General features: G+C 36.0%; 15 protein-coding genes and 1 other annotated feature. All 15 genes read left to right on the top strand.

Features of this window, described 5'->3' with window-relative positions; translation table 11 throughout:
• Window positions 1–8: 8 nt before the first annotated feature.
• The 15 genes from NQ499_RS03095 (at window position 9) to NQ499_RS03165 (ending at window position 11,693) form a co-directional block, all read left to right on the top strand.
• Window positions 9–329: a hypothetical protein gene (locus NQ499_RS03095; protein WP_040389883.1), complete on the top strand. Its 321-nt coding sequence runs from the start codon at window positions 9–11 to the stop codon at window positions 327–329.
• A gap of 243 nt (window positions 330–572) precedes the next feature.
• Window positions 573–1,916, top strand: coding sequence for a cysteine--tRNA ligase (gene cysS / locus NQ499_RS03100; protein WP_040389882.1), 1,344 nt, complete (start codon window positions 573–575; stop codon window positions 1,914–1,916).
• Entirely contained in the window at window positions 1,916–2,314 is a 399-nt protein-coding gene (locus NQ499_RS03105) for a Mini-ribonuclease 3 (protein WP_006505737.1), read from the top strand. Before cysS ends, NQ499_RS03105 begins: the two co-directional genes overlap by 1 nt.
• The gene (gene rlmB, locus NQ499_RS03110) at window positions 2,311–3,036 is read left to right on the top strand and encodes a 23S rRNA (guanosine(2251)-2'-O)-methyltransferase RlmB (RefSeq protein ID WP_006505736.1); all 726 of its coding nucleotides are present in this window, start codon (window positions 2,311–2,313) and stop codon (window positions 3,034–3,036) included. The genes NQ499_RS03105 and rlmB overlap by 4 nt, the downstream gene beginning before the upstream one ends.
• A gap of 14 nt (window positions 3,037–3,050) precedes the next feature.
• Window positions 3,051–3,677 (top strand): sigma-70 family RNA polymerase sigma factor, encoded by a 627-nt coding sequence (locus NQ499_RS03115; protein WP_006505735.1) that lies wholly within the window; start codon window positions 3,051–3,053, stop codon window positions 3,675–3,677.
• A gap of 48 nt (window positions 3,678–3,725) precedes the next feature.
• Window positions 3,726–3,875 (top strand): 50S ribosomal protein L33, encoded by a 150-nt coding sequence (gene rpmG / locus NQ499_RS03120; protein ID WP_006505734.1) that lies wholly within the window; start codon window positions 3,726–3,728, stop codon window positions 3,873–3,875.
• Between the two features lie 13 nt (window positions 3,876–3,888).
• Window positions 3,889–4,191 carry a preprotein translocase subunit SecE gene (gene secE, locus NQ499_RS03125; protein ID WP_006505733.1) on the top strand — a complete coding sequence of 101 codons (303 nt, stop codon included), beginning with the start codon at window positions 3,889–3,891 and terminating at the stop codon, window positions 4,189–4,191.
• Between the two features lies 1 nt (window position 4,192).
• Window positions 4,193–4,792, top strand: a complete 600-nt coding sequence (gene nusG, locus NQ499_RS03130; RefSeq protein ID WP_006505732.1) for a transcription termination/antitermination protein NusG — start codon at window positions 4,193–4,195, stop codon at window positions 4,790–4,792.
• Between the two features lie 80 nt (window positions 4,793–4,872).
• Window positions 4,873–5,577: an ABC transporter ATP-binding protein gene (locus NQ499_RS03135; protein ID WP_006505731.1), complete on the top strand. Its 705-nt coding sequence runs from the start codon at window positions 4,873–4,875 to the stop codon at window positions 5,575–5,577.
• Entirely contained in the window at window positions 5,571–8,615 is a 3,045-nt protein-coding gene (locus tag NQ499_RS03140; protein ID WP_006505730.1) for an FtsX-like permease family protein, read from the top strand. Before NQ499_RS03135 ends, NQ499_RS03140 begins: the two co-directional genes overlap by 7 nt.
• 128 nt (window positions 8,616–8,743) lie before the next feature.
• The gene (gene rplK / locus NQ499_RS03145; RefSeq protein WP_040389881.1) at window positions 8,744–9,187 is read left to right on the top strand and encodes a 50S ribosomal protein L11; all 444 of its coding nucleotides are present in this window, start codon (window positions 8,744–8,746) and stop codon (window positions 9,185–9,187) included.
• An 81-nt stretch (window positions 9,188–9,268) separates the two neighbouring features.
• Window positions 9,269–9,949 carry a 50S ribosomal protein L1 gene (gene rplA / locus NQ499_RS03150; RefSeq protein WP_006505728.1) on the top strand — a complete coding sequence of 227 codons (681 nt, stop codon included), beginning with the start codon at window positions 9,269–9,271 and terminating at the stop codon, window positions 9,947–9,949.
• 5 nt (window positions 9,950–9,954) lie between these two features.
• Window positions 9,955–10,073 (top strand) — a sequence feature (ribosomal protein L10 leader region).
• Between the two features lie 37 nt (window positions 10,074–10,110).
• Window positions 10,111–10,653: a 50S ribosomal protein L10 gene (gene rplJ / locus NQ499_RS03155; RefSeq protein ID WP_006505727.1), complete on the top strand. Its 543-nt coding sequence runs from the start codon at window positions 10,111–10,113 to the stop codon at window positions 10,651–10,653.
• 25 nt (window positions 10,654–10,678) lie between these two features.
• On the top strand, window positions 10,679–11,044 hold the full coding sequence (gene rplL, locus NQ499_RS03160; RefSeq protein ID WP_006505726.1) for a 50S ribosomal protein L7/L12: 366 nt from the start codon (window positions 10,679–10,681) through the stop codon (window positions 11,042–11,044).
• Window positions 11,045–11,105: 61 nt separating this feature from the next.
• Complete coding sequence (locus NQ499_RS03165; protein ID WP_040389880.1) at window positions 11,106–11,693, top strand: class I SAM-dependent methyltransferase; 588 nt, start codon at window positions 11,106–11,108, stop codon at window positions 11,691–11,693.
• Window positions 11,694–11,746 lie beyond the last annotated feature (53 nt).

Here is an 11,746-nt window from a genome sequence, read left to right on the forward strand (position 1 = left end):
TGATGATTATGAGTTTATTAGATAAAGTTAAAGAGTTTGCTGAAAGTGAAGAAGTACAAAAGGGTATTCAGAAGGTAAAAGAGAATACAGAAGAAATATTAAGTGAAGAGAATCTTAATAAATGTGTTAATCGTGCGAAAGAGGCAGCAACCACTATTTCTGAATCAGACACTTATAAGAAAGCGAAAGAGGGTATAAAAAAGGTCACAGAGACAGAAGAATTCAAGGATGGTATGAATGATTTAAAAGACTTCGGGGCCAAAAGTCTTTCTCTCACATCCAAGGGACTTGATAAGCTTTCAAAAAAATTAGCTGATACAAAGAAATAAGAACGGCGTTTGTCTTGAAGAATAGGCGATAATTTGATATAGTGAAATAAATTATAGATGAGAATGAATAGAACAAGAAGCTTACAGCGAGGATGAGATGGTGAAAGCATCTAGTGGGAGGTTCTAGGATGCACCCATCTGAGTCTTTTTGAAAGAAAGAACGTTTGACTTGCGTTAAGAGTGAAAAGCTATGGTAAGGTGGATCGTCTTTATCATGAGCTTTTTTTATTTGAGGAGGATGTTATGAGATTATTTAACACATTAACAAACAAAAAAGAAGAATTTAAGCCAATTGAAGAAGGTAAAGTTTCTATCTATATTTGTGGTCCTACAGTTTATAACCATGCTCATATTGGGAATACACGCCCAATGATCGTATTTGATGTATTGAGACGTACTTTTGAATATTTAGGGAATGATGTGACTTTTGTATCTAACTATACAGATGTAGACGATAAGATCATCAAAGCCGCTAAAGCAGAAGGTATTACAGAAAAGGAACTCACTGATAAATATATCAAGGCATATGAAGATGTAAGAGCAGGATTAAATATTGAAGATCCTACATATAAACCAAGAGTGACTGAAACTATGCCTGAAATCATTGATTTCATCCAGGCTCTTATTGACAAGGGTTATGCCTATGAAGTAGATGGAGATGTTTATTTCCGTGTCACTAAGGTGAAAGAATACGGCATGTTATCAGGTATTAAAGTAGAAGATCTTATTGCAGGTGCAAGTGATCGTACTCTTTCTGTTGATGACAAGAAGAAAGAAAGTACAACTGACTTCGCATTATGGAAGAAGACAGATGAAGGTATTCAGTTTGATACACCTTGGTCAAAAGGTAGACCAGGATGGCATACTGAGTGTGTTGTCATGATCAATAAGTTATTCAAGGATGGTAAGATTGATATCCATGGTGGAGGACAGGATTTAAAGTTCCCTCATCATGAAAATGAAATTGCTCAGTCTATGGCTTATAATGGTCATCCAATCGCAAACTATTGGATGCATAACCAGATGATCAATATTGATGGTGAAAAGATGTCTAAGTCTTTAGGTAATGTCTTATGGGCTAAAGATTTAATTGTAGAATTTGGATGCAATGTATTTAAATGGTTGATGTTATCTACTCATTATCGTAATCCATTGAATTTGACTGTTGATGTCATTGCAGGTGTACGTAAGGAAGTCTCTAAAGTAGAAAATGCGACTAAGAATGCGTCTTTATATTTACAGGTGAACCATGTTCCTGCTCATGATTATAAGAAGGAAACTGTGGATGCTATGGTGAATGCATTAGAAGATGATTTAAATACTTCACTTGCTTTAACACAGATTCTTGATCAGGTAAAAGTATTGAATCAGGTGATGCGTGTAAGAGAAAAAGACAATGATGTCATTGCGACTGAATATGCAACTCTTGTTAAGATGGGTGATGTCTTAGGCTTCTTATTTGAAGGTACAAAGTTAAGTGAAGAAGATATCGCTTTATATGAAGAATGGAATGCTTATAAGAAGGAAAAGAACTTTGATGAAGCAGACCGTGTTAGAAAAGAATTAACTGAAAGAGGCATTCTCTAATGCGCCCGGAACTAATGAATGCACTTGCTGTTGCTTATTTAGGTGATGCAGTCTTTGAAGTATATGTCCGTGAATATTTACTCACAGAGAAGGGAATTATGAAGCCTCATGAATTACAGAGAGCTTCTATCAAGTATGTCAGTGCTTATGCCCATGCAGGCTTTATGAAATATGCCCTTTCTCAAAATTTCTTCACAGAAGAAGAAGTGCGTTTATTTAAGCGCGGACGTAACTGCAAGGGACATTCAGTAAAAAATAAATCAGTTGTTGTTCATAATCAGTCTTCTGGTTTTGAATCAATGGTTGGACATCTTTATCTCACTAAGCAGACAGAAAGATTAGATGAAATATTTGAATTATTTAAAAAATATGTGGAAGAAGAGGAAGTGACAAAGTGAAAGAATGGATTTATGGTAAAAACACCGTCAGAGAACTATTAACAGGACCAAGACAGGTTCATGAAGTAATGATTCAGAACCAGTCAAAGAATGATGACATTGTGAAGTTGTGTCGCAAGAATAATATAAAAATGAGGATGACGGATAAAAATGGCTTTATTAAACTTGTAGGGAATGTAAACCATCAAGGAGTTATGGCTTTGATTGATGGGTATGACTATACACCTTTAGAAGATATCGTACGTAACATTCCAGAAGGAAAGCAGCCATTATTATTAATGCTTGATGGTATGGAAGATCCTCACAACCTAGGGGCTATTATTCGTACATGTGATGCAATTGGTGTAGATGGTGTCATTATTGGCAAGAAGCGTTCTGTAGGCTTGAATGCAACAGTTGCAAAGGTATCTACAGGCGCTATTGACCATGTTCCTGTTGCACAGGTAACTAACTTATCTCGTACCCTTGATTCTCTAAAGAAAGAAGGCTTCTGGGTTGTAGGATGTGAATTAGATAATTCTACAGATTATCGTGCTGTAGATTACAATATGCCACTTGTTCTTGTGATTGGATCAGAAGGATTTGGCATTTCTCGCTTAGTAAAAGAACATTGTGATATGAATGTCATTCTACCAATGGTAGGTCATGTCAATTCACTCAATGCGTCTGTTGCAACAGCCGTATTACTTTATCAGGTATATAACTCACGTCATCCTCTCTAAGAGGAGGATGATCTATGGATGATCGTATATTAAGGGAATTAATTTATTTAGCAAGATCCAATGATCCTGTCGCACTTCGAAGCTTGTATGCCTATTATGATGCTTTAGTAAATACAGTGATGAGAAAGATGAAGTATATCTCATCTATGTCTTTAGAAGCACAGGATTTATTGCAGGTAGGGTTGATTACTTTTGACAAAGTCTTTTGGAGTTATCGTGAAGACTTGGATACAACGTTTGAAGTATATGCGAGAAGCTGTATTATTAAGAAGATGCAGTCATTACTTAAGAAGCAATATACTTTCTTCACACGTTATGAAAAGAAAGCCATCTCTCTTGATAGGATTGTGAATTATGACGATTCGCGTACTTATGGTGAATTGATTGCAGATCAAAGAGTGGAGTATTCTCCACAAAAAGCACAGGATTTAGAAAAAGTCTGGGAACTTGTGTATGCGATTATCCAGAATGAGACCTCAGAAAGAGATCAGAAGATTTTTCATCTTGTTTTGTTAGGCTATCCTGAAAAAGAGGTCGCATTGATGCTCAATATTTCAATAAAGTGTGTTTATAACAGTGTTTATCGTGTGATGAGTAAATTAAGAGCGCATCCCTTAGGGGAGTTCTTAATTATCAATTGACGATATTGTGTATTTATGATAAATTAATTTAGGTTAAGGAGTGATAAGATGAGAGAAAAAGTAATCTTAGTATGCACGGAATGCTTATCACGTAATTATTCAGTTTATAAGAATAACAGAACAAATGTAAAACGTTTAGAATTACGTAAGTACTGCAAGAAATGCGGTAAGCATACGATACATAGAGAATCAAAATAAGGAGGCTGCTTCCATGGATGAAAAGCAAGCTAGAAAAGAAAAGCTTAAGCAGGAACGTAAAGAGCTTAGAAAAGCAAAGAAGTTAGAACGTCAGAGACGTTTAGAAGAGCAAGAAGATAAGAATCCATTAAAATTCAAAGAATGGTTTTCACTTAAAGGAATTCGTCAGGAAATCAAGAATGTTCATTGGCTCACAAAGAAAGAATTGGCTCGTGATGCATTTGTAGTACTTGCATTTACAGTAGTTCTTGGAGTTTATTTCTATGGCGCAGATGCATTAATTGCATTAATTTTAAAGACATTGGGGTTAAGTTAATATGGCAGAAGAATTAGAAACTAAAGTAGAAAATAATGAAGAAACACATGATTCCAATAATGAAGGTAGACAGTGGTATGTAGTTAATACATATTCAGGTCATGAAAATAAAGTAAAAGAAAACCTTGAAAAACGTGTTGAATCAATGGGACTTCAGAATATCCTTTTCAACATTGTCATTCCAGAACATGTTGAAACTGAAATCAAGAACGGTAAGAAAGTGAACAAGACAGTCAATATGTTCCCTGGTTATGTTCTTGTAGAAATGATTATGACTGATGAAGCTTGGTATATTGTCCGTAATACACCAGGTGTTACAGGATTCATCGGTTCATCAGGTGGAGGGGCTAAACCTTTCCCAGTAAATAAGAGAGAATTAGATCCAATCTTAAAGTCAATGGGTATCCAGACTACAGCTGTAGAAGTTGATTTTGTTGAAGGTGATTATGTAGAAGTTCTTGCTGGTCCATTCGCATCTAAGAGTGGTAAGGTAGAATCTATTGATAAAGAAAAAGAAACTGCAACAGTACTTGTTGATTTCTTAGGTAACCTTACTCCTATTGATATGGAATTAATTCAGCTTAAGAAGATTGAAGAATAGAGGCATGCATAAAGCATGTCTTTTTTTGTGCTTGAAGATAAAAATGGTATCACTTACAATAATATTAGGAGGTTGTATGTATGGATGCATTTATTGAACTAAAGAATGTTGTAAAAAGCTATACTATGGGTGATGTCACTATTTATGCAAATAATGGTGTAAACTTTAAGGTAAATAAAGGTGAATTCACAGTCATAGTAGGTGCCTCAGGTGCAGGTAAAACAACAATATTAAATATGCTAGGTGGTATGGATACACCTACAAGTGGGACTATTCTTGTAGATGGACATAATATTGCAACATATGATGATAAACAATTAACAGATTATAGAAGAGATGATATTGGATTTGTATTCCAGTTCTATAATCTTGTTCAGAACTTAACAGCATTAGAAAATGTAGAACTTGCTTCTCAGATTTCTAAGGATCCGCTCAATTCAGTAGATATTCTAGAACGTGTAGGACTTGGAGGACGTAAAGATAACTTCCCAGCACAGTTATCAGGCGGTGAACAGCAGCGTGTGGCAATTGCTCGTGCTATCGCTAAGAATCCTAAATTATTACTCTGTGATGAACCAACAGGTGCACTGGATTATCAGACAGGTAAATCAATTCTTGGCTTGTTAAGAAGCATGTGTGATAACTATGGAATGACTGTAATCGTTATTACACATAACTCAGCTCTTGCCCCAATGGCTGATCAAGTCATTCATCTTAAGAATGGAAAAGTGGAAAAACAGGAATATAATGAACATCCTGAATCCATCGATAATATTGAATGGTAAAGAAGAGATTTTATTGGAAAACCGTCTTTAAGAACATCAGTCAGTCAAAAGGACGTTTTTTCTCCATCTTTATGATTATCTTCTTAGGGGCAGCTGTCTTTTCAGGACTTAGAAATACCCCTTATACAATGGCTGCAAGTGCTGACGCTTATTTAAATAGTCATAACTATGCGGATCTCACTTATATTGCGACACTTGGCTTTTCTGATGAAGATGTCGCAAAGGTAAGAAAACTTAAGGGTATAAAGAAAGTAGTGCCATGCTACCAGTTTGATGCTTTATTTGCGCATAAAGATGGTAAATCAGGCGTTACTGTGTACTCACAGGAAAAATATGAAAAATCGATGCTGGATCGTCCTGAACTATTAAAGGGACGTTATCCTAAAAAAGAGAATGAATGTATTATTGATGTTAATCTTGGTAAATATAATTACAAGCTGGGACATACAATTGAACTTTCTAATGATAATGGTACAAAGACGTATAAGATTGTAGGTATTGTGAATGATCCTCGTTATATTAGTAATGTTGACCGTGGGACTAATACACTAGGTGATGGTACCAACAGTGGGTTTGTCGAAGTATTAAATGAAGGGGCAAGAGAACTTGGCTTAAATAAGAAGGTGGCTGAGTTAAGAAATAATGATCATCTTTATACTTCTTTACTTGTAGATGTAGAAGGTACAGAGAAGTACAATATGTTTACATCTGATTATGATAATCTAATTGAAACAGTGAACACACGTGTTAAGAGTATGTTATCTGAAGAAATGAGTGATCAATATGACCAATTAACAGGTGATATGCAGTCGCAGCTTGATGACGCAAAGAAACAGTATGAAGAAGGATATCAGGAATATAAACGCAATCTTGATTCTTTTAATAGTCAGATTTCTCAAGGCAAGATCAAGTTAGCTGAAGCACGTATTCAGTTTTATGAACAAAAGAAAGTTTATCTGAAGAAAGCAGCTCAGGTCAGCAATGCGACACAGCAGGCTTATAATGAAACTAAGAAAATAGATCAGGAAATCAAGGCACTTCATGATTCTATTAAAGATACTTTAGGAAATATCAAGGATAAGGATTCTGCTCAGGATGCTTTCACAAAGATCTTGAATGACTTGAATGAAAACTTGAATAACTTCAATAATAAGCTTCAAGGTGTAGGTCAGTTATTAGAAGGACGAATTCAGTTAGAAAAAGCACAATCTCAATTAGATGAAGCGGAAGCAGAACTTAATATCCAGCAAAGCAGGCTTGAAGTGACAGAAAATAATGCGAAAGTACAGCTTAATGCTGCTAAGGAGCAATTAGATGCTGCAAAAGCACAGATTGACCAAGCACAGCAGCAACTAAACCAGATTCCAAAAGGTGTTCTTTATTCACTCACTAAAAATGAAAATGTGGGTATTGCCTCTTATGAATCTTATAAGCAGGCGATTGCCTCAATTGCAGAAGTATTCCCATTGATCTTCTTCCTAGTTGCCGCTTTAGTATCATTGACTACTATGACACGTATGATAGAAGAACAGAGAAGCTATTGTGGAACATTAAGAGCACTTGGCTACAGCAAGCAGGATGTCATTATGCAATATATAGTTTATGCATTCCTAGCAACATTCTTTGCCTGCATTTTAGGTATCCTTGCAGGAAATCAGGTTTTCCCTCGTATTATCTATTTTTTGTTCACGTATCTAATGTATGGAATGAATCAATCAACTGTTCTTGTACAGAAATGGTCTATCTCACTTATGACTGTTCTTATTTCTGTAGGTGTCACACTACTTGCAACATTAAGTGTCTGTCTTCAGGAACTTGTGTCTACACCATCTGTTTTAATGCGTCCTAAAGCACCTAAGGCAGGTAAGAGAATTCTAATGGAACGTATGCCTTTTATCTGGAAACGTCTGAACTTCAATCAGAAGGTGACAATGAGAAACTTATTCCGTTATAAGAAACGTTTCTGGATGTCTGTGATTGGTATTGCGGGATGTACAGCACTCATTATGCTAGGGTTTGGTGTAAAGAATAGTGTTTCTGACATTATTCCTTCACAATATGAAGAAGTCTATAAATATGATGCATTAATCAAACTTAATAGTGATGTGGAAGATACAAAGAAAGTAGAAAACAAGATTAAGCGTATTGAAGGTGTACATAATTTAACGGGTGCTTATCGTCAGAATGTTACAGTACTTGGTAATAGTGAAGATTACTATAGTACGATGATTGTTTATGATAATGCGGATGAAATCAAGAACTTCATCAACTTCAACGATTATAAGACAAAAAAGAAGATTATTTTAAGTGATGATGGTGTTGTCATTTCCCAGAAGCTGGCTGAAAAGCTAGGCGTGAAAAAAGGAGAGAATATGACATTCTCTTATGACAATACAAAATATACAGTGAAGGTCTCTAACATAGTACAGCAGTACGTCAGTCATCAAGTTTATATGAGTAAGACATTCTATGAAAATCTGACTGGTATGAAATCATCTGCCTCTATTCTTTATGTTGATATGAATACGAAGAAGTCCAATATCAAGACATTAAAGAACTACCTAGATCATCATAATATTGGCAGTATGGAGCGACTTACAGCTTCACTCGATGAATTCCAGCAGAGAATGTCTTCGCTCAATATTATTGTTGCAATATTATCAGGATGTGCTGCATTATTATGTTTCATCGTTCTTTATAACTTGACTAATATTAATATTGGTGAACGTAAAGGTGAAATTGCGACAATTAAGGTATTAGGATTCCGTCGAAAAGAATATTGTGACTATATCTTTAGAGAAAATATCATTCTTTCTCTTATTGGAGCATCATTGGGTATGTTCTTTGGCTATTTCCTTCATCGTTTTGTAGTATTAACGGTAGAAATGGACAATATGTTATTTATCCGTACAATGCCGCCTTATATCTATTTAATTGCATTTGGCATGACAGTAGGCTTTACGATTATCATCAATTTAGCTATGCGTCATATACTTGATCAGGTGGATATGGTTGAGTCTTTAAAATCAATTGAATAAAAAAGTTAAAAAAAATTAAAAAAGCATTGATTTTTGCTTTGTATTATGTATAATTGTTAATCGACGCATGGCGTCAAATGCGTGGGAGGGCTTCGGCCCAAACGAACCACAGCACGGACAATATTTTAATGGAGGTGTGTACCGTGGCAAATAATGGTAAAAAAGTAGTAAGAATTATGAAGATCCAGTTCCCAGCAGGTGGTGCTAAACCAGGACCAGCTTTAGCAGGTGCAGGAATTCAGATGCCAAAATTCTGTACAGCATTCAACGATCAGACTAAAGATCGTCATGGTGAAACTGTACCAGTAGTTTTGACTGTTTATGAAGACAAGAGCTTTGATTTCGTATTAAAGACAGCTCCAGCTGCTGAAATGATCAAGAAGGCTTGTGGTATCAAGAAAGCTGCAAGTGATTCAAAGCAGACTGTTGCTACTCTAAGTGCTGACAAGTTAAAGGAAATCGCAGAATACAAAATGCCAGACCTTAACGCTAATGATTTAGAAGCAGCAATGAAAATCGTTGCTGGAACAGCACGTAACATGGGTGTCAAAGTAGAAGGCTTAGACGCTTAATTAATTAGCAATCTGATGGAGTTGAATTCCGTCATTACAGTGGGAGGTCTATCCGTTAAGACCACTTAAGGAGGAAAGAAAATGTCAAAAAAAGGAAAGAAATATGTAGAAGTTGCTAAGCAGATTGAAGCTGGCAAGCTATATTCAATCGAAGAAGCAATTGAATTAGTTAAGAAGACTACTACTGCTAAATTCGATGCAAGTGTTGATGTTGTGTTCAAGTTAAATCTTGATACTAGACATGCAGATCAGCAGTTACGTGGAGCTATCGTGCTTCCTAACGGAACTGGTAAAACAAAGAGAGTTTGTGTTATCGCTGAAGGTCCAAAGGCTGAAGAAGCTAAAAACGCTGGTGCTGACGTAGTTGGCGGCCAGGATATCTTAGATGAAATCGCTAAGGGATGGTTAGAGTTCGATGTTATGATCGCTACTCCTGATCAGATGCCTAAGCTTGGTAGATTAGGACGTATTTTAGGTCCTAAGGGATTAATGCCTAACCCTAAGACTGGTACAGTAACTATGGATGTTGCTAAAGCAGTTAATGAATCTAAAGGCGGTAAAGTTAATTATAGAACTGATAAAGATGGTAACGTACATCTTCCAATCGGTCGTGTATCATTCGACAGCGCTAAGCTAGTTGAAAACTATGAAGCTATCCATGCTTTATTATTAAGAATGAGACCTTCAGTAGTTAAGGGAACTTACGTTAAGAACTGCGTAGTTTCATCTACAATGGGTCCAGCAGTAAAAGTTGCTGCTTAATTATTAATGCCGCAATCAATATACCGTAGACAGTAACTGACGCAAGTCTCAATTTGTTACCGAGGGATATTGTCATGTATGAATGACAAACTCCTAGGTAATCTAGGAGTTTTTATATAACGAGTATATTGTTGCAATAAAATTTTTATGGAGGTGTAACAATGGCTAACGAAAAAGTATTAGTCGCTAAACAGGCAGTCATCGACGAAATCGCTGATAAGTTAACTAACGCTCAGTCAGTAGTAGTTGCTGAATACCGTGGCTTAACTGTTGATGAAGTTACTGAACTTCGTCGTGCTTTAAGAGCTGAAAACGTTGAACTTAAAGTTTATAAGAACAAATTAGCTCTTCGTGCTACAGAAGCTTGTGGTAAGCAGGAATTAGATGAATTCTTAACTGGTCCAAACGCTATTGCATTTGGTCATGATGACGCTGTTGCTCCAGCTAGAGTACTAGCAAAATTTGCTAAGGATCACGAAGCTCTTGTAATCAAGACTGCAATCGTTGAAGGCAAATTATTGAGCAAAGAAGAAGTTATGGAACTTTCAAAGTTACCAAACAAAGAAGGTATGTTATCAATGTTATTGGCTTGCTTAAAGGCACCAGTATCAAAAGTTGCTAGAGCTGTTAAGGCTGTAGCTGACAAAGAAGCAGAAGGATCTGCAGAAGAAGCAGCTCCTGCAGAAGCAGAAGCAGCTGCTTAATATCGAAATAAAGGAGAATATTAAAATGGCAAAGTTAACAACTGATGAAATCTTAGCTTACTTAGAAGAAGCTACAATCTTAGAATTAAATGAATTAGTAAAAGCAATCGAAGAAAAATTCGACGTTACAGCTGCTGCTCCAGTTGCAGTTGCTGCTGCTGCTGAAGAAGAAGGACCTGCTGCTAACGTAACAGTAATCCTTAAAGAAGTTGGACCTACAAAGGTTAAAGTTATCAAGGCTGTTAGAGAAATCACTGGTTTAGGACTAGTTGATGCTAAGGGCTTAGTTGACAAGGTTCCATCTGAAATCAAGAAAGACGTACCAGCTGAAGAAGGTGCTAAGTTAAAGGAAACTTTAGAAGCTGCTGGTGCTGTTGTTGAATTAAAGTAATTTAATACAAACACAATTATAAAAGCCCTATCTTAGGGCTTTTTTCTTATGAGGAATGAGAATGTCACACTATTATACAAATGATGAAATAGAAAGCAGACCTTCAATGATTCATTTTGATTTTCAAGGACATTCTATTGACTTTCATAGTGACCGTGGTGTTTTCTCTAAGGATAGTGTAGATTTCGGTTCAAGAACTCTACTTGACACCGTTAATCTAGAAGGTGTAAAATCAGTATTAGATGTTGGGTGTGGATATGGTGCATTAAGTATCAGCCTGAAGATGGTTTATCCAGATGTGACATTTGATATGGTAGATGTTAACAGACGTGCAATGGATCTTGCTAAACGCACAATTGAAGATTATCATCTTGAAGATATGCATGTTTATGAAAGTAATGCATATGATCAAGTAGAGAAGACATTTGATATGATCATCTCTAATCCGCCAATTCGTGCAGGCAAGAATGTTGTGACAACTATTCTTAAAGAAAGTTATTCACACTTAAATAAGAATGGTCGCCTTGTGATTGTAATTCAAAAGAAACAGGGTGCACCAAGCGCTAAGAAATGCATGGAAGAAGTTTTTGGAAATGCGGAAATATTGAAGCGAAATAAAGGCTATTATATAATTCAATCAATTAAATAATGATAATTAGGGAAATTGTACAAATTTCCCTTTTTGGGTTGACACAAAAGTAC

Source organism: Catenibacterium mitsuokai, from assembly GCF_025148785.1.
GTDB lineage: Bacteria > Bacillota_I > Bacilli_A > Erysipelotrichales > Coprobacillaceae > Catenibacterium > Catenibacterium mitsuoka.